Annotated in this window: 23 protein-coding genes; 8 read left to right on the forward strand and 15 right to left on the reverse strand. The window is 72.4% G+C overall.

Translation table 11 applies throughout. From position 1 onward, the window contains the following. Positions 1-2 precede the first annotated feature (2 nt). Positions 3-3,077 (forward strand): HD family phosphohydrolase, encoded by a 3,075-nt coding sequence (locus DES41_RS15830; protein ID WP_114468631.1) that lies wholly within the window; start codon positions 3-5, stop codon positions 3,075-3,077. A 27-nt stretch (positions 3,078-3,104) separates the two neighbouring features. Here DES41_RS15830 and DES41_RS15835 read toward each other — a convergent pair whose 3' ends face one another. From DES41_RS15835 to DES41_RS15875, 9 genes are all read right to left on the reverse strand, one after another. Continuing rightward, positions 3,105-4,751: a RecQ family ATP-dependent DNA helicase gene (locus DES41_RS15835; protein ID WP_114468632.1), complete on the reverse strand. Its 1,647-nt coding sequence runs from the start codon at positions 4,749-4,751 to the stop codon at positions 3,105-3,107. Positions 4,752-4,858: 107 nt separating this feature from the next. Continuing rightward, positions 4,859-5,164: a plasmid stabilization protein gene (locus DES41_RS15840; RefSeq protein WP_114468633.1), complete on the reverse strand. Its 306-nt coding sequence runs from the start codon at positions 5,162-5,164 to the stop codon at positions 4,859-4,861. A gap of 99 nt (positions 5,165-5,263) precedes the next feature. Beyond that, positions 5,264-5,959, reverse strand: a complete 696-nt coding sequence (locus DES41_RS15845; protein WP_342769662.1) for a glycosyltransferase family 2 protein — start codon at positions 5,957-5,959, stop codon at positions 5,264-5,266. Between the two features lie 5 nt (positions 5,960-5,964). Then, on the reverse strand, positions 5,965-6,555 hold the full coding sequence (locus tag DES41_RS15850) for a class I SAM-dependent DNA methyltransferase (protein ID WP_114468635.1): 591 nt from the start codon (positions 6,553-6,555) through the stop codon (positions 5,965-5,967). 161 nt (positions 6,556-6,716) lie between these two features. Next, positions 6,717-7,469: a PIG-L deacetylase family protein gene (locus DES41_RS15855; RefSeq protein WP_245965756.1), complete on the reverse strand. Its 753-nt coding sequence runs from the start codon at positions 7,467-7,469 to the stop codon at positions 6,717-6,719. Further along, complete coding sequence (locus tag DES41_RS15860; RefSeq protein ID WP_114468637.1) at positions 7,466-8,470, reverse strand: acyl-CoA dehydrogenase family protein; 1,005 nt, start codon at positions 8,468-8,470, stop codon at positions 7,466-7,468. Before DES41_RS15860 ends, DES41_RS15855 begins: the two co-directional genes overlap by 4 nt. Before the next feature lie 10 nt (positions 8,471-8,480). Beyond that, positions 8,481-8,804, reverse strand: a complete 324-nt coding sequence (locus DES41_RS15865; RefSeq protein WP_114468638.1) for a hypothetical protein — start codon at positions 8,802-8,804, stop codon at positions 8,481-8,483. Between the two features lie 334 nt (positions 8,805-9,138). After that, a complete protein-coding gene (locus DES41_RS15870) occupies positions 9,139-10,335 on the reverse strand; it encodes an MFS transporter (RefSeq protein WP_114468639.1) in 1,197 nt (398 codons plus the stop codon). Beyond that, on the reverse strand, positions 10,332-11,531 hold the full coding sequence (locus DES41_RS15875) for a serine hydrolase domain-containing protein (protein ID WP_114468640.1): 1,200 nt from the start codon (positions 11,529-11,531) through the stop codon (positions 10,332-10,334). Before DES41_RS15875 ends, DES41_RS15870 begins: the two co-directional genes overlap by 4 nt. 113 nt (positions 11,532-11,644) lie before the next feature. Between DES41_RS15875 and DES41_RS15880 the strand changes: the two genes are divergently transcribed. Next, on the forward strand, positions 11,645-12,619 hold the full coding sequence (locus DES41_RS15880) for a LysR family transcriptional regulator (RefSeq protein ID WP_114468641.1): 975 nt from the start codon (positions 11,645-11,647) through the stop codon (positions 12,617-12,619). A 154-nt stretch (positions 12,620-12,773) separates the two neighbouring features. Here the strand turns inward: DES41_RS15880 and DES41_RS15890 are convergent, their stop codons facing one another. The 6 genes from DES41_RS15890 to DES41_RS15915 form a co-directional block, all read right to left on the reverse strand. Next, positions 12,774-14,393, reverse strand: a complete 1,620-nt coding sequence (locus DES41_RS15890; protein ID WP_114468642.1) for a tetratricopeptide repeat protein — start codon at positions 14,391-14,393, stop codon at positions 12,774-12,776. Between the two features lie 148 nt (positions 14,394-14,541). After that, positions 14,542-16,077: an FAD/NAD(P)-binding protein gene (locus DES41_RS15895; protein ID WP_170168194.1), complete on the reverse strand. Its 1,536-nt coding sequence runs from the start codon at positions 16,075-16,077 to the stop codon at positions 14,542-14,544. 286 nt (positions 16,078-16,363) lie between these two features. Next, entirely contained in the window at positions 16,364-16,948 is a 585-nt protein-coding gene (locus DES41_RS15900; RefSeq protein WP_114468644.1) for a hypothetical protein, read from the reverse strand. Positions 16,949-16,964: 16 nt separating this feature from the next. Continuing rightward, entirely contained in the window at positions 16,965-17,147 is a 183-nt protein-coding gene (locus tag DES41_RS15905) for a hypothetical protein (protein ID WP_147282866.1), read from the reverse strand. Positions 17,148-17,170: 23 nt separating this feature from the next. Continuing rightward, positions 17,171-17,833: a methionine ABC transporter permease gene (locus DES41_RS15910; protein WP_114469003.1), complete on the reverse strand. Its 663-nt coding sequence runs from the start codon at positions 17,831-17,833 to the stop codon at positions 17,171-17,173. Then, a complete protein-coding gene (locus DES41_RS15915; RefSeq protein ID WP_114468646.1) occupies positions 17,826-18,674 on the reverse strand; it encodes a methionine ABC transporter ATP-binding protein in 849 nt (282 codons plus the stop codon). The genes DES41_RS15910 and DES41_RS15915 overlap by 8 nt, the downstream gene beginning before the upstream one ends. Before the next feature lie 213 nt (positions 18,675-18,887). On the opposite strand from DES41_RS15915, the gene msuE reads away from it, so the two are divergent. From msuE to DES41_RS15945, 6 genes are all read left to right on the forward strand, one after another. Continuing rightward, on the forward strand, positions 18,888-19,454 hold the full coding sequence (gene msuE / locus DES41_RS15920) for an FMN reductase (protein WP_114468647.1): 567 nt from the start codon (positions 18,888-18,890) through the stop codon (positions 19,452-19,454). 210 nt (positions 19,455-19,664) lie between these two features. Further along, positions 19,665-20,480, forward strand: coding sequence for a MetQ/NlpA family ABC transporter substrate-binding protein (locus DES41_RS15925; protein ID WP_114468648.1), 816 nt, complete (start codon positions 19,665-19,667; stop codon positions 20,478-20,480). A 9-nt stretch (positions 20,481-20,489) separates the two neighbouring features. Beyond that, a complete protein-coding gene (locus DES41_RS15930; protein ID WP_114468649.1) occupies positions 20,490-21,326 on the forward strand; it encodes a MetQ/NlpA family ABC transporter substrate-binding protein in 837 nt (278 codons plus the stop codon). 4 nt (positions 21,327-21,330) lie between these two features. Then, positions 21,331-22,410 (forward strand): methionine ABC transporter ATP-binding protein, encoded by a 1,080-nt coding sequence (locus DES41_RS15935; RefSeq protein WP_114468650.1) that lies wholly within the window; start codon positions 21,331-21,333, stop codon positions 22,408-22,410. After that, a complete protein-coding gene (locus DES41_RS15940; protein WP_114468651.1) occupies positions 22,391-23,047 on the forward strand; it encodes a methionine ABC transporter permease in 657 nt (218 codons plus the stop codon). The genes DES41_RS15935 and DES41_RS15940 overlap by 20 nt, the downstream gene beginning before the upstream one ends. Before the next feature lie 91 nt (positions 23,048-23,138). Continuing rightward, positions 23,139-23,930: an alpha/beta hydrolase gene (locus DES41_RS15945; RefSeq protein WP_245965732.1), complete on the forward strand. Its 792-nt coding sequence runs from the start codon at positions 23,139-23,141 to the stop codon at positions 23,928-23,930. The last annotated feature ends 54 nt before the right edge of the window (positions 23,931-23,984 follow it).

The raw sequence follows: 23,984 nt of genomic DNA on the forward strand, positions 1-23,984 counted from the left end.
ACGTGCAACCTGAACCCCAGACCCCTTCTTCACGCGCCTCCGTCTTCGGCCGTCGCGCGTCCGACCATCTGGCGCAGCGCCTCGGAGCCAGCCAGTCCAAGCTGTGGCGCGTGCAGCTCGCGCTCGGCCTGCCGCTCGCCGGGCTCATGCTGTTGGTCACCGTCGCGTTCACCTCCATCGCCTCGGTCAAGTTCGAGCAGATGGCGCAGGACAACGCCCAGGTCGTCTTCTCGCAGCACGTCCAGCGCGGCAATGCGCTCCTGCGCGGGCTGATCGACCGTGTGCAGACCCTGGTCGGCATGGAGGCATCGGCCGGCCTGGCGCTGACGCCATCGCAGCGCGACCCGCTGCAACGGCAATGGGTCGCGGCCCTCGCGGTGGAGCCCAGCCTGCACGCCTTGCGGGCGGTGCTGAACGACGGCAGGTACTTCGAGGTCGTTGCACTGCGCGACACCGGTCCGCTGGCCGCGTCGCTGCACGCACCGCCTGCGGCGCGGTTTGCCGCCCGGTCCGTGGAGCCGGGCGAAGGCGACGCGCCGCGGCTGCAGACCTGGCGCTTGCTGGACGAGACGGGGCACCTGCTCGCGGAGCGCCGCGACGCCACCCGCCTCGACCCCTGGCAGGACCGGGCCGCCAATGCCGCTGCCGCACAGACCGGGACCCTGGTCAGCGGCCCCGCGCCATTCTTCAGCACGCGCGAAGCCGGCATCACGGTCGCTGCGCGCCTGCACGACGGATCGGGCGTCGTGCTGGCCGAAATCGCCACCAGCGGCCTCGACCAATTGTTCCGGGGGCTGCCCTACCCGCCGCACGTCGCCGGGGGCCTCATCGCCCCGTCGGGCGAGCTGCTGGTGTCCGGCGCCGGCAGCGGCGCGGTCGCTCCACCCAGCAAGCACGGCGCCGCCGCCGCCGCCGCTGCGGACGAGGACACGCTGGGCGTGCTGCGCGAGCTGGCGCAATGGACCGGCAGGGGTGTCCACCCGCACGTGGCGACGGTTCCGGTGCACGGAGAGAAGTTCGTGCTCGCGCAATCCAGCGTGGAGGTCGGCCCGGGCGAGCCCTGGCGGGTGGTGGCCTATGCCCCACTGCTGGCGTTCTCCAGCTTCATGGTCGCCGCACGCGAGCGCATGACGCTGATCGGCGTGCTGGTGCTGGCGACCGCGCTGTGCGCGGCCTGGTGGGTCACGAAGAGGATCGTCGGCGCCCTGGACGACCTGACCCGCGATGCCATCCGGATCTGCACCCTGGACTTCGGTCCTTCACCGCGCATCCAGTCCCGTCTCAAGGAGTTCAACGCCTTGGCCGACGCGCATTCGGTCATGCGCGAATCCATCCGGGCCAGGACAGAGGAGTTGCGGGGCTCACGCCAGCGGCTCGAAGAGCTGATCGCAGCGGGGCTGGCGATGTCGCGCGAGCGCAACCGCATCAACCTGCTCCAGCAGATCCTGTGGGGTGCCAAGCGCCTGACACGCTGCGATGCGGCCACGCTGTATATCGTGACGGAGAACCGGACGCTGCGCTTTGCCCTGCGCACGCGCGACGACTCGCTGCCGCAGGAAGAGATCCCCCTGGTCCGTCCGGATGGATCGGACAACGACCAGTTCGTGTCCACCTACGTGGCCCTGCGCAATGCGCATGTGGTCATCGACGACGTCTATGCCGAGACGCGGTTCGACCTCAGCGGCACGCGCAGGTTCGACGAGCGCACGGGCTACAGGACGGTGTCCATGCTGGCGCTTCCGCTGGCACCGCGCGAGGGAGAGGTCATCGGGGTCCTGCAGCTGATGAATGCGCTCGACCCCATCAGCGGCAAGGCCGTTCCCTTCAGCGAAGAAGACGTGCAGATCGCCTCGGCGCTCGCGGCGCAGGCCGCGGTGTCGCTGGACAACCACCAGTTGGTCCAGGCCCAGGCCGACCTGGTGGATTCCATGGTCAAGCTGCTGGCCGGTGCCATTGACGCCAAGAGCCCCTACACCGGTGGCCACTGCGACCGGGTGCCGGAGCTGGCGGTCATGATTGCCGAGGAGGCGGTGCGCGTGGACACCGGGCCGCTGGCCGACTTCCGCTTCGACACCGCAGAGCAATGGCGCGAGTTCCGGATCGGTGCCTGGCTGCACGACTGCGGCAAGATCACGACGCCGGAGTACGTGGTCGACAAGGCGACGAAGCTCGAAACGATCCACGACCGGATCCACGAGGTCCGCACACGCTTCGAAGTGCTCAGGCGCGATGCCGAGATCGACATGCTCAGGACCTTCATCGGCGGGGGCCATGCGGCCGCGGCGTGCGAACGCTTCGAGCAGCAGTGCGCCGTTCTCGAGGAGGAGTTCGCGTTCGTCGCGCGCTGCAACGTCGGCTCCGAACTCATGGAAGAAGGCGCAGTGGCCCGCCTGCGGGAGATCGGACAGCGCACCTGGATGCGGCATTTCGACGACCGGCTCGGACTGGGTCCGCAGGCGGCGCAGGCCATCGAGGCGCTGCCGCCCACCGGGTTGCCGGCCGTCGAACACCTGCTGGACGACAAACCGCAACACATGGTGCCGAGACCTCCGACCCGGGCAAACACTGCGCCCGATCGGTTCAACCTAAAAGCCCCGGAGCTGCTCTACAACCGCGGCGAGCTGCACAACCTCGCCACCCGCAGCGGCACGTTGACGCCCGAGGAACGCTACAAGATCAACGAACACATCATCCAGACGATCGAGATGCTGGAAGCCATGAACTTCCCGAAAAACCTGCGCCGGGTGCCCGAGATCGCTGGAACGCACCACGAGAACCTGAGGGGAACCGGCTACCCCAGGGGGCTGACCCACGAACAGCTGAGCGTGCCCGCCCGCATCATGGCCGTCGCCGATGTCTTCGAAGCGCTGACGGCGGCCGACCGCCCCTACAAGAAATCGAAGCCGCTGTCCGAAGCCGTCCGGATCCTGTGGGGCTTCAAGCGGCGCGGTCACATCGACCCGGACGTTTTCGACCTGTTCCTGGCGAGTGGAACGCATCTGCGCTACGCCCGGCGCTTCATGAGCCCGGAGTTGATCGACGACGTGGATGTGTCGGCCTATCTCGGAAAGATCTGAAGACGCGCGGCTCCCGGCCGTGCCTCCTCAGTGCCGCAACGGCGGCGCACCACCCGCCATGGCCGGCACCAGCACATCGGGTGCGGCCAGACGCAGCATGCGTGCGCAGTTGTCGCACTGGCCGCAGCCCTCGGCCCGCCGCTCACCCTCCAGCGCCTCCTGCAGCACCTGCCAGCGGCAGGCGCCGCTTTCGGCGTAGTCCACCATGGACTGCAGCTTGCGCTGCTTCTCCTGGCGGCGCGCCTGCTCGGCCTGCACCAGGGCTTCCAGCGTGGGCGCGCCGCGCGGCGCCGTCGCCGCCAGCCAGCCGGCGCGCCCCTCGGCCGCACGTGCCTTGCGGCAATGGCGGGCCTGCAGCAGCAGCGCCAGCAGGGCGGCGATGCGGGCCCGCGGCAGGCCGGTGTCCTGCTGCAGCTGCGCGAGGTCGGTGGGCGTGTCGGGCGACAGCGCGGCCAGCACGCGCGCCAGCTCGGCCTGCGTGTACGCCCGGCCGCCCAGGAAGAAGTGCTGCACCGAGCGGTCGCGCCGCTGGTACAGCAGCACGCAGCGCGCGGGCAGGCCGTCGCGGCCGGCGCGGCCCGACTCCTGGTAGTAGGCGTCCAGGCCGGCGGGCATCTGGTAGTGCACGACGAAGCGCAGGTCCGCCTTGTCGATGCCCATGCCGAAGGCGTTGGTGGCCACCATCACCCGCGTGCGGCCCTCCATGAACGCATCCTGTGCGGCATGGCGCTCGGCGGCGCGCAACTTGCCGTGGTACAGACCCACGGACAGGCCCTGGGCAGCGAGCGCGGCATGCACCTCCTCGGCCGCGCGCACGGTGGCGGTGTAGACGATGCCCGGCTCCTCGCAGCGCTGCAGGGTGTCCTGCAGGGCCTGCAGCTTGTCGTCCGCCTCGGTCAGCGGCACCACGGCGTAGTGCAGGTTGCCGCGCCAGATGCCGGCGTCCACGGTGCCGCTGCGCGCGATGCCCAGCAACCGGGCGATCTCGGCCGCGGTCTCCGGTGGCGCCGTCGCGGTGAGCGCCAGCAGCGGCGGCTGGCCGAGCGCGCGCAGTGCCGCGCCGATCTCCAGGAATGCAGGCCGGAAGTCATGGCCCCATTCGACGATGCAGTGGGCCTCGTCGACGACGACGAGCGCGATGCGGCAGCGGCGCACCAGCGCGAGGAAGTCCGGGTCGGCCAGCCGCTCGGGCGTCACGAGGACGATGCGTGCGCTGCCATCGGCCAACGCCGCCTCGGCCGCGGCCAGGGCCTCGGCATCCAGGCTGCTGTTGAACTCGACGGCGGCCAGGCCATGTGCGCGCAGCTTCTCGCACTGGTCCTTCATGAGTGCGATGAGCGGCGAGACCACCAGCGTGCAGCCCGGCAGCATCAGCGCCGGCAGCTGGTAGCACAGCGACTTGCCGGCGCCCGTGGGCATGATGGCCAGCGTGGACTGGCCGGCCAGCACGCGCGCGATCACCTCCTGCTGGCCGGGGCGCAAGTCCTGCAGCCCGAACACCTCGTGCAACAGGCGCTCGATCTGGCGGGCGCTGCGCTGTGGCAGCGGCGTTGCAGTGGCCGCGCGTCTGCGGTGCGGCCTGCGGCGCGGTTCGGCTTCGGCCGGCGGCGCCACCACCGTGGCAGCGACCGGAGGGACCGGAACAGGCTCCGGCACGGGATGGGCTTGCAGCATGCGCTTCCTTGGCGGCAATGACGATGCGGCGAGCTTGGCGTGGCCGCCGCGCCGGCCACGTAGGAGGGGCGCCCGAAGGCGCGCCGGCTCCCGCTCTGCCGCCCGGCTCAGCGCTCCGCGTTGCGCTTGCGCGTGGCGGCTGCCTTCTTGGCCGACGCGGAGCGTTCCTCGGCCGTGCGCGAGGCCGATGCATGGCCGCCCGCGCGCCCGCCCTTCTTGGAGGGCGACTTGTCCACGGCCTGGCCGCGGCCCGAGCCGCTCTTCTTGCCGCCGCCGGTTTCCTTGTTGACCGTGGCCCAGGCGCGCCGCTCGGCCTCGCCCTCGGCCATGCCGCGCTGCTCGTAACCCTTCTCGATGTGCTCGGCCTGCCGCTTCTGCTTGTCCGTGTAGGACGACTTGTCGCCTCTTGGCATGGTGCTCTCCTTGCTTGGCTGTGCGGACCCCGTGTCCGCATCGCATCCAGTCTGGTGCGCAGCGGCGCGTGCCGTGTCCGACAGCGGCACGCCTGCGCGTCAGACGGCGCGCGGCGCGCCCGCGCCACGCCCCGGCAGCACCAGCGCCCGCGACATGCTGCGCAGGGCCTCGCCGAAACCGGCCGGTGCCCGCGCGTCCACCCGCGCGCTGGTCCACACGCGCGGCTGCGCGCTGAACGCCACGGCCACGCCGGCTGCCTGCAGCGCGTGCACCAGGGCCACGTCTTCGCTGGTGCACAAGGGCGCGAAACCACCGGCAAGGCGGTAGGCGTCGGCCGTCATGCCCAGGTTGGCGCCGTGGATGTGGCAGTGGCCGTCAACCGGGACGTACTCGCTCTCGAAGGCGCGCGCCAGCCGCTCGGCCAGCGCACCATGGGCGCTCCAGTCGCGCACCCACACGCAGCCGCACACGGCCTGCGCGCCCAGGCCCAGCTGGGCGGCGAGCCAGTCGTCGGCGACCAGCGTGTCGGCATCGGTGAAGGCCAGCCAGCGCGCGCCCCTGGCCAGCAGCAGCTCGGCACCGGCCTGGCGCGCCCGGCCGACGTTGCGGTGCGGCAGCGACAGCGTGTGGGCGCCCTGTGCGGCAGCGCAGGCGGCCGTGCCGTCGCTGCAGGCGTCGGCGACGACCACGATCTCCACCGCTTCGCCCTGCAGGGCCGGATGGCCCGCCGCCACCTGCACGGCGGCCACGGCCGCGGCGATGTGGGCGCGCTCCTCATGCGCGGGAATCGCCACCCCGATCACCGGATGCCCTCGCGTTGCGCCACCGAGCGTGCATCGCGCGCCCACACGCGCAGGCAGAAATCGTCCTCGCTGTGGACCACCAGGGGCGCCAGCCCGATGGCGCCCAGCAGGGCGTGCACTTCTTCCGTGGGGCAGGCGCGTTGCGCGAACGGCGCCAGCCAGTCGCAGGCGACGAGCACGCCGTCGGCGTCCAGGCTGTCCGCGCAGTGGCGGGCCAGCGCCTGCACCTGCGCCGCGGGCAGGAAGTAGCCGACCTCGGACAGCACCACGAGATCGAAGCGCTCGCCCACGGGCCAGTCCTCGGGCAAGCGGTGCTGCGCCAGCCGCACCTGTGGCAGCGCGGCGGTGCGCTGGCGCGCTGCGCGCAGCGCGTGCGCGGAGAAGTCGGCGGCCAGCACGCTGTCGCAGCGCGCGGCCAGGCCGGGCGTGAGTTCGGCCGTGCCGCAGCCGGGCTCGTAGCAGCGCCGAAAGCGCTGGCGCGGCAGGCTGGCCACCAGCAGCGCGCGCTTGCGCCGCTCGTACCAACGATCGCGCGTGCCGTAGGGGTCGTCGGCGGCGGCGTACAGGCCGTCGAAATAGCGGCGCATGCTCTCCGGAGCGGCTTCCGGCGGCCCGGCGGTGCGCACTGGAGGACCTTCGCGCTGCGCGCTACGGTGCTGAGCACCTTGGGGCGGCCCGGCGGTGCTCACTGGAGTACCTTCGCGCTGCGCGCTACGGTGCTGAGCACCTTGGGGCGGCCCGGCGGTGCTCACGCGAACACCACCTCGAATGGGCGCTGCGCACGCGCGCGCATCGAGGCGCGCAGGATCGGCGTGTGCGGGCAGGCGGGGTCGTGCTCCCACTGCGAGGCGAAGGCTTGGAGCGCCGCGCTCTTGCGCGCCACCGCCTGCGGCGACAGAGCGACCAGGTGGGCCTGCGCCCAGGGCATGCGCGCATCGCCGCACTGCGCCCAGTGCCAGCCCCAGACCGGCACCTCGTAGATGCGGGCGCCCACCTGCGCGGCGGCGGCCCGCGCGGTGCGCCCCGTGGCTTCGTGGTCGGGATGGCCGTCCAGCGCCCAGGTGGTGAACACGCGGTCCGACGGCCTGAGCGTGCGCAGCAGCAGCGCGTGCAGCACGTCGGCCTGCGCAGCCACGCGGCCATCGGCCAGGCCGGCGCGCAACACGGCCGCGTTGCTGCCCAACCGGGCCAGGGCCAGCCGGGTCTCGGCGCGGCGCCGCGTCGCCAGGCGGCGTGGCGGCCAGTGCGGGGAGCCGGCATGGCTGGCCTCGCCATCGGTCACCGCCACGACCAGGGCACTGCGGCCCAGGGCCGCCGCGTGCGCCAGCAGGCCGCCCACGGCAAGCACTTCGTCGTCCGGATGCGGCGCCACCACGACGGCGCGTGCGCCCGACGGCAGCAGCGCCTGCGGTGCGAGATGCGGCAGCGCGCGCGCCTGCAGCCAGCGCTGCCACTGCAGCTCGGGCGTGCCATCGCCGGCGTCGATGCGGCGGCTGCTCACAGCGGCCAAGGGTCGGCCTCGCGTTCGAGCGCGCGGCCCAGCGCCGCAAGGTCGCGTTCGGCGTGGCTCTGGCGCATGAAGATGGGCAGGTCGGCCATCGCCCGCGCCAGAGCCCGCTGCTTGCACAGCGGGCCGGCGCCCAGCGCGCGGCCGGCATGCCGCAGCACATCGTCGGCGCCCCGCTCGACGGCCAGGCGCACGCGCAAGGCCCAAGCCTGTGCGTCTTGCGCAGGGTGGCGGTCGATCCAGGCGGCGGCCTCGCGCAGCAGGGCCGCGCAGGCGCCCAGCGCCACGTCGATGGCGCCCAGGTGCGCGCGCTGGTGCGCATCGGGTTCGCGTTGCGCCAGGGCAGTTTGCACGGCGCGGCCGATGCCCACGGCACCACCCCACCAGCAAGCGGCAATGCCGGCGCCGCCGTGCCAGAAGCCCGGCCGGCGCACATAGGCGTGGGGCGGGCCGACCGGGGTGGCCAGCGCGTCGTCGAACAGCACGTCCACGCTGCAGGTGTCCGCCATGCCGACAGCGGCCCAGCCTTCGTTGCCGATCTGCACGCCGGGCTGGCGCAAGTCCACCGCGGCCAGGCAGGGCTCACCGGCCGCGTTCCAGCCGCTGACCAGCGCATGGTCGAGCAGCGCCGCGCCGGAACACCAAGCCTTGCGGCCGCGCAGGCGCAGCCGCCCGTCGCTCCGGGGCAGCATGCTCAGCCGGGCTTGTGGCGGCTCGGCACACCAGGTGCCCCAGGCACCGGCGCGGGCGGGGCCGCAACCCAGTTCCTCGTGGATGGCCAGCGCGTCGGTGTGGCCCTCGTAGAGCTTGGCGAGCGAGAGATCGCGCCCGGCCACGGCCGCGAGGCGCCGCCAGCGCTCCAGCGTCTGCCCGCCACCGGGTAGCGGCAGGGGTTCGGCTCCGGCGGCGACCAAGGCCTGCAGTGCGCGGGCCAGGGAGCCATGCTCCGTACCGGCCAGCGCATCGTCCATGCCAAAGCCGGGCCGGGCGTTCATCGCCGCGCGCTCAGGCGGTCTCGTTTTCCACGCTGTGCTTGAGCTGCGAGGCCTTCTGGTGCGCGTCCTGCACGGCCTGCTTGAGGGCCGGGTCGACCTGGCCGGCGTTGCGGCAGGCTTCCATGGCGCGGTCGGCGGTCTGTTCGATGTCCTTGACGGCCTGCGTGAGTTCGGCCTTGTCGGTCAGCGCGCGTTTGGTGCGGGCCTGCTGGTGCAGGTCCTGCACGGCCTGCTGCAGCTTGGCGTCGGCCTGGCCGTTCTTGAGCGCTGCCATCGCCTTGTCGGCTGCGGATTCGATGCCGTCGATGGCTTGCTGGAGTGTTTGTGCGTCCATGGTGATGTCCTTGGGGTTGATGTGAGGAACAAATACCATCCCATGGGCCCGGGAGCCTCGGTGCGCGACGCGGGCCCTAGCGCGTGTCAGGCAATGGCTGACGCGGCTCCGCTGCGACAGTTCACAGCCTGTCGGACATCCCTGCGCTGGCCTGGCCTGCTGCGGTCGCCGCTGCAGCAGTTGGGGCATTCGTTCTCCATCGCTTGCTTTCGCGTCGAGAGAATGCGGGAGCGGATACAGCATCAGCCTAGCGAAATGAAGTCTGGCCTTCTGGCATGAACCAAGCACGCTTCGGAAAACACATTCTTTTGCGCCAGATGAGGCCGCCCTGCCCTCACGGGCAGCCGGTCGGCAGCCCTTCCGCAGGCCGCCGTCCACCGCTTCCCGAAGCGCGGACCTGCAGTGCGAACGCGCCAGCCAGCAGCACCAGCAGCACCGGCGCGAAGGCCACGACGCCGACGACCTGCAGCAACACCCCGCCGGCGATGCCGCCACCGGCGATCGCGGCGTTCCAGGTGGTGACGAGCATGGACTGGGCGACGTCGGCCTGCTCGGCCGCCGCGTCGGCCAGCGCGGTCTGGAACAAGGTGGCGGCACCGCCGAAGGCCAGGCCCCAGGCCGCCAATGCGGCGAACATCCATGGCGCGGATTGCGTCGCCAGCGCCAGCACCGCCACGGCCGCGCCGAACACGGCGGTGCTGGCGAGCGAGAGGCGCTGCAGGTGCCGGTCGACCAGCAGACCGGTCAGCCCGATGCCGGGCAGCGCCGCCAGGCCGAAGACCAGCAAGGCCCGGTCCACCTGCGCGCCCAGGCCGCGTGCGGCGAGGTAGGGGGCGATGTAGGTGTAAAGCAGGTTGTGCGCCAGCACATAGGCCAGCACCACGAGCAGCACCGGCCGGACACCGCGCATGCGCAGCACGCCGGCCAGTGGCCGGCGTTGGCCGGCCTGCTGGCCCGCGAAGTCCGGCACGCTGAGCCGGATCCACGCGAGCAGGCCCAGCGCCAGCGCGCTGGCCGCCCAGAAGCAGGCGCGCCACCCGGCCCACTGCCCGAGCCAGCCGCCCGCGGGCACGCCCAGCGACAGGGCCAGCGGCGTGCCCGCCATCGCGACCGCGATGGCGCGCCCCCGCAGGCCCGGGCCCACCAGCCTGGCGGCGTAACCCGCGAGCAAAGCCCAGAGCAGGCCGGCCGACATGCCGGCCACCAGCCGCGCCACCATGGTCCAGCAGAAGCTGGCCGACCAGGCCGTGACGCTGTTGGCGAGCACGAAGCCCGCCATGGCCGCCATCAGCAAGGGGCGGCGGCGCATGCCGCGCGTGGCGGCCACGAGCGGGATCGCGGCGAGCAGCGAGCCCAGTGCGTACGCGGTGACGGTCTGGCCCACCCAGGCCTGCGAGACCTGCAGATCGGCAGCCATCTGCGGCAGCAGCGCGGCGGGCAGCGCCTCGGTCAGGATGGTGACGAACGCGGCCGTTGCGAAGGCGAGCAGCGGCGACCAGGGCAGGCGCTCGGCGCCGGTGGCGGCCGTCATGCGCGCAGCCCCTGGTAGACGGCGTCGCGCAGGTCGTTGACGAAGCGGCCGTGCATGCCTTCGTACAAGGTGTTGGTCAGGGCCACCACCGTCAGCGCCCTGGGCCGGTCCACGAACCAGGAATGGCCGTAGGCGCCGCCCCAGCGCCAGGTGCCGCGCGACTCGGGCGACGCGGCGGCGGCGGGATCGCGCAGCACGGAAAAGCCCAGGCCGAAGCCCAGGCCCGGGCCGGCGGCCAATTCCGCGCCCTGGGTCTGGTCGCGGCCCATCTCCGCAAGCACGGCCTCGGGCAGCCAGCCGTCGGCGCCGGTGCGCAGCGCCTCCAGCAGGCGCAGCAGGTCGCCGGCCGTGCCCGCCATGCCGGCGCCGCCGGACGGGTAGGCTTGGCGGTCGAAGATCCGGCCGGGGCTGAAGGCGATGCCCACCGTGCCATCGAAGGGCGCTGCGACCTCCGCCTCCTGCAGCCGGTGCGGGCCGGCCGTGCCGTTCACGTAGGCCGTGGCCATGCGCCCGGGCGCGTCGCAGAAGAAGCCGCTGTCCACCATGCGCAGCGGCTCCGTCACCAGCGCACGGACGGCATCGGGCAGCGTCTGCCCCGTCACGCGCTCGACCACCGCGCCCAGCACGTCGGTGGCCAGCGAGTAGGCCCAACCCTTTCCGGGCGGGTACAGCAGCGGCACCCGGGCGATGCGACGCAGGTTCTCCGCGAGGTCGATGCCGCTGGCGTCCATGCCATCGGACACACCGGCCTGCGCATGGGGACCGTTGCCGTCGGGCTCGAAGAAGCGGTAGCCCAGACCGGCCGTGTGGCTGAGCACTTGGCGCAGCGTCAGCGTGGGCGCCGTGCCATCCGGCAGGCGTGGCTGGAACGCGGGCAGCCAGCGCGTCACCGCATCGTCCAGAGCCAGGCGGCCCTGGGCCCACAGCACCAGCGCGGCGGCGCTCACGATGGGCTTGCTGGCCGAGGCCAGCCGGAACACGGTGTCCAGCGCCATGGGGCGCCGCGTCTCACGGTCGGCCCAGCCGATCGCGCGGCCGTAGCGTGGCTGCCCGTGCTGGTGCACGCGCACGACGGCACCGACCAGGCGCTGCTCCTGCAGCGCACTGGCGAGCACGGCGTCGATGCCGGATGCGAGACGATGGTCAAGCGGGTGCGCCAGGGCTTCTGCGGGCCGTGCGGGAAGAGGGAAAGTCACGGAATCTGTCCTTTCTTGACATGACCCCAGGACCTTAGAAGCCCCGCGATCAAAGAAAAAGCCGGGTAGAGTTCCGCGCTGCCAGGACAGGGATGTCCGCAATGGGAGTGGCGATGGACAGCCTCAACGGCTTCGTGGTGTTCGTGCAGGTGGCGCAGGCGCGCAGCTTCGCCGGGGCCGCCCGGCTGCTGGGCGTGTCGCCCTCGGCGGTTGGCAAGAGCGTGGCACGGTTGGAGCAGCGCCTGGGCGTGCGCCTGTTCCACCGCAGCACGCGCAGCATCGCGCTGACCGCCGAGGGCCGGCTGTTCCTCGAACGCAGCCGCCGGATCCTCGACGAAATCGAGGCCGCCGAAGGCGAGCTGTCGCAGGCGACGGCTGCGCCGCGCGGCCGGCTGCGCGTGGGCTTGCCGCTGGTCAGTTCGCTGGTCCTGCCCGTGCTGGCGGACTTCATGCGCCAGTACCCGGAGATCGAGCTCGACCTGGATTTCTCCGACCGCCTGGTGGACATCGTCGAAGAAGGCTTCGACGCCGTGGTGCGCACCGGCCAGCCCGCCGACTCGCGGCTCAGCGCGCGGCTGCTCGGCGCGTTCAGCCGCATGCTGGTGGCGTCGCCCGACTACCTGGCCCGGCACGGCACGCCCGCCACGCCGCAGGACCTGGCGCAGCACCGCTGCCTGCACTACCGCTACGCCCACAGCGGCAAGCTGGAAGTCTGGCCGCTGCCGGCCGCGCCCGACGGCCGCGAGACCGTGCTGCCGACCTCGATGATTTGCAACAACATCGAGACGCGCCTGTGCTTCGCCCTGCAGGGGCGCGGCATCGCCTGGCTGCCCGACTTCGCGGTGCGCGAAGCGCTGGCGGCCGGGCGGCTGGTGCCCGTGCTGCCGGCGCAGGTGCACAGCCGGGGCGTGTTCCACGTGCTCTGGCCTGCCGGCAGGCACATGACGCCCAAGGTGCGCGCGCTGGTCGATTTCCTGGCCGACCATGTGTTCGCGCGGCAGGCCTCGCCCGTGCAGCGTGCGTCGAACGCTGGCCTCAGCCGCGCAACAAGGGCAGCAGTCGCTGCCCCTGCCGTTCGATCTCCGTGAGGTACGGCGTGTCCGACAGCATCAAGTGCGTGGCCCCGAGCGCCTGGCACTTGCGCAGCGAGGCCAGCACCGCGGCGGCCGCGCGCACCAGCCAGGTCGTCCTGGCCCATGTCGTCGTCGGGATGGATCGACGGCGGTGGCCTCGCGCGGCGACCTACCGGCGCTGCCGCCAGTCCACCAGCGCCTGCCGCACCTGTTCCACCACGCCCGCCCAGTCGCCGCGCCGGTCCTGGCGGAACAGCCGCGTGCGTGGGTACCAGGGCGTGTCGGCGCGCCCGCGCAGCCAGCGCCAGTCGACGCGGTAGGCGGGCAGCAGCACCCAGCACGGGCGGCCGAGCGCACCGGCCAGGTGGCAGCCGGCCGTGTCCACCGAGATCAACAGGTCGAGCTGGGCCAGGATGGCGGCCGAGTCGGAGAAGTCCACGATGGCGCTGCCCAGGTGCTCGAGCGGCTGGCCGGCCGGCGGCTGCCGGCCCTCCTCCTCGCCGGCCCATTTCTGCAGGCTCACGAAGGCCACGCCCGGCACCTGCCAGAGCGGCGCCAGCGTGGCGAGGCCGGGCAGCGAACGTTCGGCGTCGTTGTCGTGCCGCGGGTTGCCGCGCCAGACCAGGCCGACCCGGAGCGGGGCCGGCGGGAGGCGCGGCGCCCAGCGCGCCACGTCGGCGGGTGCTGGCCACAGGTAGGGCGTCTCGGCGGGGATGGTCTCCAGGCGCGTGCCGCAGAGCAGCGGCAGGTTCTGCAGCGGCACCCAGAAATCGTGCGTGGCCAACGCGGCCGGCGCCTCCTGCAACGCGATGTGCCGGTCGGCACCGGCGACGCTGCGCATGAGCCCCAGCAGCGAAGCCGTGCTCGCATAAGTGATCTGCGCGGGCCCGTGCTGCGCGCGCACCAGCTGCAGGTAGCGGCAGAACTGCAGCTGGTCGCCATGGCCCTGCTCGGGCCACACCAGCAGGCGCTGGCCCTGCAGCGGCTGGCCGGTCCACTGCCGCGCCACGCCGGGCGGCACCGGCTCGGGAAAGCCCGGCACCACGGCAGCGGGCGGCAGCAAGGCGTAGCTCTGCGCGGCATGGGCGAAGCCTTCGGGCAGCCGGCCCACCGACAACAGCAGGTGGCCCAGGTTGATCTGCGCGGAGGCCAGGCCGGGCGCCTGCGCCACGGCGGCACGCAGCATCTGCTCAGCCTCCTGCACGCGGCCCAGGTCGTACAGCAGGGCGCCCAGGTTGGAGCGGTGGCGCGCGTCCTGCGGCGCCAGGCGCATGGCCTCGCAGTAGTGCCGTTCGGCCTCGGCCTCGTGGCCTGCGTCCGGCCGGCGCGCCAGCACGCCGGCCAGGTGGTTGTGCAGGTCGGCCAGGCCGGGCGCCAATGCCAGCGCCCGGCGCTGGCAGGCCTCGGCCTCGTCGAGCCGGCGCAGCTGCTCCAGCACCAGGCCCAGGTTGGTGAGCGCGGCCACGTCGTCGGGCTGCAGCGCCAGCGCACTGCGGTAGGCGGCGGCGGCCTGGTAGCAGGCCAGGGCCTCGTCGTCGCGGCCCTGCGCGCGCAGCAGGCTGGCGAGGTGGTGGGTGGCCAGCGCATCGGGCTGCAGGGCGAGCGCGCGGCGCCAGCAGCGCTCGGCGTCGTCCGGGCGCTCGCCGAGCCGGGCGGCGATGCCGCAGGCGCTCCACAGGGCTGCGTCGTCGGGTGCGGCCTGCAGGGCCTGCGTGCCCAGCCGCCAGGCCAGGGCCGGGTCGCCGCTGTCGAGCGCGTCGAGCACGCGGTCCAGCGCATCAATCGCCATGCGGGGCGGTGGAACAGGTCATGGGCGACGTCGGCCAGCCGACGGACTCGGGAAAGAGCCGGCATCGTAGCCAGTGCGCGCGCGGTGCGTGCGCCCGGGCAGCGCGCGCCGCGCCTCCGGGCGGGGCCATGGTCCACGCGGACCGACGTCAGCCCTGCGGGCTGCGCACCCGTTCATCGGCGCGCTCGCGCCGCAACGCCTCGTCCGCGGAGGCCGCCGCGCGCGCCAGCGCCTCGGCCGCCGCCGCCGGCGCCAGCCGCTGCAGGATGGCGCGGCCCACGGTGCCGGCCTGGGGCACCTGCTCGCCGATGGCGTTCGATTCCCAGACCAGGCCGCGCAGCGCATGGCCCACGGCGTAGAGCCCGGGCTGCGGCTGGCCGGCCGCGTCGCGCAGCGCATGCGTCTCGCGCGTGGCCTGCACGCCGAAGCCCAGCGCATCGGGCAGGGCCAGGCCGCGCGCGACGAGCTGGCGCACCAGCGGGTCGTCGATGTGGCGCCAGTCGAAATCGAAGCCCAGGCAGTTGACGACGCGGTCGGCCACCAGCGTCTGCAGCGGCCGGCCATCGCGCGGCTGCCAGGCCACGGCCAGCCGGCCATCGGGCTGCAGCGCGATGGACTGCACGCGACCGGCCTCGTGGCGGTGCCGGCCCTCCGCGTCCACGCGCGCCTGCCAGGCCAGCGGTGCCGCGGCACTGCGGTGCAACGCAGCCTCCCAGTAGGCGCGCAGCCGGCCCAGGAAGCGCCGGCGCTCGCGCGCGCTGGCCAGCGCCCACAGCTGCGGCACGTGCGCCCGGATGGCGGGCACCAGGCGCTGCCAGGGCTCGCCCTGTTCGCGGATGGCGCGGCGCTGCACGCGGATCTGCGCCAGCAGATCGCGCAGCGACACCGCCCTGCCCTGGTAGCGCAGGAAGTCGGGCCAGGGCTGCACGTCCTCGCGCACGCGCACGCCCTGGCCGCGCCGGCTCAGCACCAGGTGCTGGCCCTTGAAGCCCGCCTTCTCGGCCACGATCAGGCTGTCCACGGCGCTGAGACCCGACCCCAGGTAGACGATCTGCGCGTCCTGCGCGACGCCGTCCCAGGCCTCGGCATGCCAGACGTCGCCCACATAGCGCGGCGAATCCGCCACGCCCGCGCCGACCGCGAAGGCCTGGCGCGCCAGCGGCTTGGTGAAGATGCCGGTGGCCAGCACGAGTTCGTCGGCCACCTCCTCGCGGCCATCGTCCAGCACCACGCGGTAGCGCGGGCGGCCGGTGTCGTACTGCGCCACCACGTCGACGGCGCGGGCCTGCAGGTGGCGGAACGCCACGCCCGGGCCCGCGCTGGAGATGGCCGCCGTCAGGCTGGCCAGGATGTAGGCGCCGTAGACCTGGCGCGGCGGCATGCTGTCTTCGATCGCCACGCCGGGCGGCGGCTGCCAGCCGCCCGCGGCCGCACCGGCGCGCAGCCAGTGCACCAGGTGGTCGGGTGCGTCGTCGTAGAGGCTGAACAGCCTGGCCAGCCCGTTGACCAAGTGCTCGGGGTGCGGGGTGCCGTAGGCGATGCCCAGGCCCAGCGTGGGACGCGATTCTACGATGGTCAGCCGGATCGGCTGCTCCACGTCCTTGAGCAGGCGCAGTGCGACGGCGGTGCCGGCGAGGCCGCCGCCGACGATGAGGACATGGGGGCGCGTGTCGGGAGAAGGCATGGTGGCGTTCAGGTGGCAAAGAAACGGTTGGCGGCCATGGCAGGCCCAGGCTGACGGGTCGCAGAAGGGCGCCATCCAGTCACGTCGCCCAAGTCCAGGGCCGTGGCCGGTGACGCGGTCCCCGCGGGCCCCACGCCCGCCGCGACACCGGCCACGTCCTGAAGCGGTTCCTGCAAGAAAGAAGCATGGTGGGTGCCGTGCATTCTTCAGGCGCCTGCCAGCGGATGGAACGAAGGGATCGGCAGTTGCTTCATCGGAAACCGAGGATGCGGCGGGGCGCGCTTCCTCACTCCTCCAGTTCCTCGCCCACCTGCTCCAGCAGCTGCGCGACGAAGTCGTCGTACAGCGGCAGCGCCGGCAGCACCGCGCCCGTGGGCTCGGCCACCCAGCCCTGCGGCTGGACGAACAGGCGCAGGGCCTCGACGTGCGGCGCATCGCCCGCGTCGAAAGCGTGCGCCAGGCCCTCGGGCAGCGCCACCCATTCGCCGGCCTCGCACAGCAGGCCGAGGAAGCCATCCGCGCTGCGCAGGTAGAACAGGCCGGTGCCGGACAGGAAGAAGCGGACCTCGGCCCCTCCCTGCCGGTGCTCGGCCAGGAACTGCCGGCGCAGCGCGGGCCAGTGCGCGTCGCCGGGCGCCAGTGCCAAACGATCGGCGCCGTGCAGCGGGAAGTGGGAGCCCAAGGCCGCCAGCTCTTCACCGTAGGCCGCCTGCACGGCAGCCAGGCCATCACCGGCCTGCAGCTGCAGCGGGCGCAGCGGCCAGCGGCCGAACTGCACGCCCGTGGGCGCGAGGTGCTGGCGGACCAGGCCGTCGCAGACCCAGGTCTCTTCCCATTGGCCCTGCGTGTCGAAGCGTGCGAGCGCGACCATGGCGGCCTGCCTCCTCTTACGGCCGGAAGGCCGCGCGCGCGTGGCCGGCAAAGTGCCGGGGGGCCTGGATGGCCAGCTTGGGCACGTCGACGTTGGAGCCGACGGCAGCGCCGACGACCAGCGCGTTCTCGGCGGCGGACGGGGCGAATACGCCGGGCGCGCCGACCAGCGCGCTGCGGCGCAGGATGGATTGGGTCATGGTGTGCAGGGGAAGGAAGGTGTTCAACGTTTGTCCAGCCTGGCGGCCAGGCCATTGCCGGCGAACTGCAGGATCTGCACCAGCCCCACGAGCAGCGCCACGGTCAACACCATGACGTCGGTCTGGAAGCGGTAGTAGCCGTAGCGGATCGCCAGGTCGCCGATGCCGCCGCCACCCACCACGCCGGCCACGGCCGAGTACGACAGAAAGCTCACGGCCAGCACCGTCAGCGCCAGCACCAGGCCCGAGCGGGCCTCGACCAGCAGCACGCGCAGCACGATCTGCAACTCCGACGCGCCCATGGCGTGCGCCGCCTCGATCACGCCGCGCGGCACCTCGCGCAGCGACTGGTCGACCAGCCGCGCGAAGTAGGGAATCGCCGCGAACGACAGCGGCACGGCCGCGGCCAGCGGGCCGATGGAGGTGCCGGCGATGACCCGCGTGAACGGCACCAGCGCCACCAGCAGGATGATGAAAGGGAACGAGCGCACGGTGTTGACGACCCAGTTCAGCACCAGGAACAGCGGGCGGTTCTCCAGCGACTGGCCGGGGCCGAGCAGGAACAGCAGCACGCCGAGCGGCCCGCCCAGCAGCAGCGCGGCCGACAGGCCGATGGCCAGCATCAGGAAGGTCTGGCCCGTGGCCAGCCACAGCTCGGGCAGGATGGCGGCGATGTTCTCAGGCATGGGCCACCCCGCGCAGCTGGACGGGGGCAGCGGCCTGCTGCGGCTGCCGTTCGTGCGCATCGCGCGTGCGCTGGCGCACCAGCGCATCGATCTCCTGGCCCAGCACGGTCTTGCGCTCGGCCACGGGGCCATCGACCGCGAACTGCTCGACCACCTGGCCCTTCTCCAAGATGGCGACGTTGCGGCACAGCGCCTGCACCACGGGCAGCTCGTGCGTGACGATCACGATGGTCACGCCGATCTGCCGGTTGATCTCGCGCAGCTGCTGCAGCAGCGCGCGCGTGGTCTCGCTGTCCAGCGCAGAAGTCGGCTCGTCGCACAGCAGCACCTGCGGCCGCGGCGCCAGCGCACGCGCAATGGCCACGCGCTGCTTCTGCCCGCCCGAGAGCTGGGCCGGGTGGCTGTCGCTCTTCTCGGACAGGCCCACCAGAGCCAGGCATTCGCGCACACGCGCACCGATCTCGGCGCGCGTGTGCCGGCCGTGGATGCGCAGCGGGAAGGCCACGTTGTCGAACACCGTGGCGTTCTGCACCAGGTTGAACTGCTGGAAGATCATGCCGATCTGCTGGCGCGCGGCGCGCAGTTCATGGCGCGGCAGCGCCGTGAGTTCGCGGCCGGCCACGAACACGCGGCCGGCGTCGGGCCGCTCCAGCAGGTTGACCAGGCGCAGCAGCGTGGACTTGCCGGCGCCGCTTTGGCCGACCAGGCCGAACACGTCGCCGCCGTGCACCTCCAGCGTGGTGCGGCGCACCGCCTCGAAGGCATCGCCGTTGGGCAGGCGGAAGGACTTGCGCACGCCCTCCAGGCGGATCACGGGCGGCGCGGCGGTGGGGTGGGACATGGTGCGGCGTGCAGGGACGACAAAGGGCACCAGTGTGGGCAGCCGTGGGCCGCGTGTGAACGAAGAAATCGCGCACTGCTTATGCGGTTAGCGCAGAAGCAGGCGCCGGGCGGCACCGCGAAAAAGCTTCTATGCATATCGGTTTTCGTTCGTTGGCGGGGCCACGGGCCAGGCCTAGAGTCGGCCGCTCCTTTCGCTTCTCAGCCCCTTCCCATGACCAAGCCCCTGGACATCGTCGCCGTCGTCGGCAGCACCTACCAGCCCTCACGCACCCGCGCCCTGGTCGAAGCGCTGGCCGCCGAGCTGGAGCAGCGCCTGGTGGCGCGCACGCGCATCCTGCAGATCGGCGACTTCGCCCGCCCGCTGGGCCAGGCCCTGTCGCGCGACGAGCTGCCGGCCGACATCCAGGGCTACCTGCAGGCCATCGAATCGGCCGACCTGCTGATCGCCGCCGCGCCGGTGTACCGGGGCTCCTACCCGGGCCACTTCAAGCACCTGTTCGACCTGGTCGGCCAGGATGCCCTGATCGACAAGCCCGTGCTGCTGGCCGCCACCGGCGGCAGCGACCGCCACGCGCTGGTGCTGGACCACCAGCTGCGCCCGCTGTTCAGCTTCTTCCAGTCGCTGACGCTGCCGATCGGCGTGTACGGCGCCAACAGCGATTTCGACAACTACCGCGTCACGAGCCCGGCCCTGCAGGCCCGCCTGCAGCTGGCGGCCGAGCGCGCCGTGCCGGTGTTCGACGCCAGCCAACGCCGCCCGCTGCTGCGCGCGGCCTGAAGTTCACCCTTGTCTCCCGGCCTCCTGGGGCCGTTCAGCCCCGGTGCGCGGTGCGCGCCGGGGCTTTATTCCTGGGCGGGGCGCAGGCGTCGCCGAAATCGTGGCGGCACCGGCGCACCACGGTGCGCATATGCACATGCGCGTTCCTTCGTTCCCTTGTGCGCGCGCCACGGCGACAGTGCCGGCTCCAACACTCTCGCACCGCGCGCCATGAAGCCATTCCTCCGCCACCGACGGTCCTTGCTGGCCAGCACCGCCGCCGCCCTGCTCGCTCTCTGCGGCCCCGCGATCGCCCAGGACAAGCAGCGCCTGAAGGTCGGCATCTCGGTCGGCAACGCCGAGCAGATCTTCGCGGTGGTCAAGAAGGTCGCGGCGCAGCAGGGCCTGCAGCTGGAAGTGGTGGTCTTCAACGACTACCAGCTGCCCAACGCCGCGCTGGCCGCGGGCGACCTGGATGCCAACGCCTTCCAGCACCAGCCCTTCCTGGACAACCAGAACAAGGCACGCGGCTTCGACATCGTGCCGGTGGGCCTCACCGTCACGGCGCCGCTGGGCTTCTATTCGCGCAAGATCAAGTCCATCGACGCCCTGCCCGAGGGCGCCACGGTCGGCGTGCAGAACGATCCGTCCAACGGCAACCGCGCGCTGCTGTTGCTGCAGAGCGCCGGCCTCATCACGCTCAAGCCCGAGGCCGTGAAGAACAACACCGCCACGCCGCTGGACGTGGTGGGCAACCCGAAGAAGCTCAAGCTGATTGCGCTGGACGCGGCCCAGCTGCCGCGCGCGCTGGACGATCTGACCATCGCCTCAATCAACAACGACTACGCCGAGAAGGCCGGCCTGTCGCTGGCGCGCGATGCCGTGATCAGGGAATCGCCCAAGAGCCCCTACGCCAACCTGATCGCGGTGCGCCGCGCCGACCAGGACAAGCCCTGGGCCAAGCGCCTGGTGGCGGCCTACCAGTCGCCCGAGGTCAGGCAGTTCATCGACACCCAATTCAACGGCGCCCTGGTGCCGGCCTTCTGAGGACATCGCATGCACGACGACAACCCACGCAACGACAGGCGCGTCAACCTGCGCCGCCTCGGCAGCCTCGCGGTGTTCCTGACCGCCGCGCGCTTCGGCACGGCCCGCGCCCAGAGCCCAACGCTGCGCGTGGGCGTGCGCGGCGGCACGGACGAGGAGATCTGGGAAGTGGTGACCCAGGTGGCCAAGAAGAACGGCCTCACCGTCAAGCCCGTCGTGGTGAGCGGCGCGGCCAGCCCCAACGAGGCGCTCAACAACGGCGACCTGGAGGCCAACTCGTTCCAGCACGTGCCCTTCCTGCGCGACCAGGTGCAGCAGCGCGGCTACAAGCTGGTGGCGGTGGGCGACACCTACATCTCGCCCATCGCCTTCTATTCGAAGAAGCACAAGCGCTTCGGCGACCTGCCCGAGAACGCGCGCCTGGGCATCCCGAACGACCCGAGCAACCAGACGCGCGCCCTCGTGGTGCTGCGCGACCAGGGCGTGCTGACGCTGCGCGACGGCTTCGACCCGGCCAGGGGCACGGCCACGCTGGCCGACATCACGGGCTACAGGAAGAAGGTGCAGCTGGTGGAGGCCGCATCGGTGGTGCTGGCGCGCTCGCTCGAAGACCTGGACGCCTCGGCCATCGTCAACACCTTCGCCTGGCAGGCGGGGCTGATCGCCACGCGCGACGGCCTCGCGGTGGAGAAGCGCGAGAACAACCCCTACGTCAACATCATCGTGGTGCGCGAGCAGGACCGCGGCGCCGCCTGGGTCGCTCCGCTGGTCAAGTCCTACCAGTCGCCCGAGGTGCGCGCCTTCATCCAGAGCAAGTACCAGGGCTCCGTGGTGCCGGCGTTCTGAAGCCATGAGCGGTCCCCCGCCCGCCGTGGACATCGCCACGCCCCACATCGTCTTCGAGCAGGTGCACAAGCGCTTCGCCGGCCCGCACGGCGATGTGCAGGCGCTCGCCGCGCTGAGCTTCTCGGTGATGCGCGGCGAGGTGTTCGGCATCATCGGCCGCAGCGGCGCGGGCAAGTCCACGCTGCTGCGCGCCATCAATGCGCTGGAAGCGCCCAGCGGCGGCCACGTGACCGTGGACGGCATCGATGTCGGAGCGCTCGACGAGGACGCACTGGTGGCGCTGCGCCGGCGCATCGGCATGATCTTCCAGCACTTCAACCTGCTGGCCGCCAAGACAGTGCGCGAGAACGTGGCGCTGCCGCTGCGCGTGGCGGGCTGGCGGCCGGCCGCCATCCATGCGCGGGTGCAGGAGCTGCTGGCCCTGGTGGGCCTGGCCGACAAGGCCGACGTCTACCCCGCCAAGCTCTCTGGCGGCCAGAAGCAGCGCGTGGGCATCGCGCGTGCGCTGGTGCACCATCCCGAAGTGCTGCTGTGCGACGAGGCCACCTCGGCGCTGGACCCCGAGACCACGCAGTCCATCCTCGCGCTGCTGCGCGAGATCAACCAGAAGCTGGGCCTGACCGTGGTGCTGATCACGCACGACATGGCGGTGATCCGCGCCATCTGCGACCGCGTGCTGGTGCTGGACGCCGGCCAGCGCCAGGAGCTCGGCGAGGTCTGGCGCGTGTTCGGCGACCCGCAGGCCGAGGCCACGCGCGCGCTGTTGCGCCCGCTGCAGCATGGGCTGCCGGCTGACCTCGCGCAGGCCCTCGTGCCCGCGCTGCAGGGCCGGCCCGGCCGCGCCATCTACAGCGCCGGCTTCACCGGCAACACGCACGCCCAGGGCCTGCCGCTGGCGGCACTGGCCGCACTGGGGCCCGGCGCCGAGCTGCTGCACGGCGGGCTGGACCGCATCCGCGGCCATGCGCACGGCCGGCTGCTGCTGTCCCTGCCGGCCGACACCGCCCCGTCCGGAGATCGCTTGCGCCAGATCCTCGGCGCCGACCACCTCGACCTGCTCGGCCATGTCCCTGCCCCCGCTTGAACGCTACCTCCAGGCCCTCCTGGAAACCCTGGCCATGGTGGGCGTCTCGGCCGTCATCGCCATCGGCGCGGGCCTGCTGCTGGCCATCGTGCTCAACGTGACCGGGCCGCGCGGCGTCTATGCGCGGCCACGGCTGCACAAGGGCCTGTCGGTCACGGTCAACATCTGCCGCGCCATCCCTTTCATCATCCTGCTGGTGGCGCTGCTGCCCGTCACGCGCGCCATCGTCGGCACCACGCTGGGCACCTGGGCGGCGGTGGTGCCGCTGGCGGCGAACCTGATCCCGTTCTACGCGCGCATCGCGCAGGTCAGCCTCAACGAGGTGGACGCCGGCCTCGTCGAGGCGGCGCGCGCCATGGGCTGCAAGCGCTGGCACATCGTGCGCCACGTGCTGCTGCCCGAGGCCCTGCCCGGCATCATCGGCGGCATGACGGTGAGCGTGATCGCCATGGTCAACGCCTCGGCCATGGCCGGCGCGGTGGGCGCCGGCGGCCTGGGCGACCTGGCCATCCGCTACGGCTACGAACGCTACGAGACGCGCGTGATGTTCGAGGTCATCGTGATCCTGATCGCGCTGGTCTCGCTGCTGCAGTTCGCGGGCGAGTGGCTGGCGCGGCGCACCGACCACCGGGGCTGAGCGGCCCGCCTTTCGGGGTCGCGCTGCGGCGGTCCTGCATTTTTTGGCGGTGGCGCATCGCGCCACCATGGCCCGCGCGCACACTTGCGCGATGTACCACCGATCCGCCGACACCGCGCTGCGCGCGCTGACCCTGTGCTGCGCACTGGCATGCGGCGGCGGCGCGCATGCGCAAGGCGCGGTGTCCCGGCTGCCCACGCGCGAGGGTGTGGTCACCACCCTGTTCTGGGAGACCGCCCCCGAGGCCAAGGCGACGGTGCTGCTGTTCCCGGGCGGCGCCGGCGGTTTCGGCAAGGTCGAGGGCGGCAAGGCCACCGGGGGCAACTTCCTGGTGCGCGCGGCGCCGTACTTCCTGGCGAACGGGTTCAACGTCGCGATCTTCGGACGCCCCAGCGACATGGAGCTGGGCTGGACCGAGCGCACGGGGCCCGCGCACATGGCCGACATCGCCAAGGTGCTGGAAGCCGTGAAAGCGAAAAGCGGCTTGCCGGTGTGGCTCGTCGGGACCAGCCGAGGCACGGTCTCGGCGACGGCCGCCGCGGTCCGGCTGCGCGACCCGGCCATCGCGGGCCTGGTGCTCACCGCCAGCGTGGTGCGCAGCAGCACGCCCGGGGCGGTGCCGGGCCAGGACCTGGCGGCGATCGCGGTGCCGGTGCTGGTCTACCACCACGCCCGGGATGCCTGTGGGCATTGCCCGCCTGGCGACACGCCCGCCATCCTCGCGGGGCTGACGCAGGCGCCGGTCAAGAAACTGATGGTCGTGGACGGCGGCGCCGATCCCCAGGGCGATGTCTGCGCCGCGCAGCACTGGCACGGCTTCATCGGCATGGAACGGGCGGCTGTGGGCGACATCACCCGCTGGATGAACGACCCGGTGCGCTAGGGCGGGCGGGATGGCTGCGCCACGCCTGGCGTCCATCGGTACCTGGACGTTCCG

Source organism: Pseudorhodoferax soli (assembly GCF_003337555.1).
GTDB classification, from domain to species: domain Bacteria; phylum Pseudomonadota; class Gammaproteobacteria; order Burkholderiales; family Burkholderiaceae_C; genus Pseudorhodoferax; species Pseudorhodoferax soli.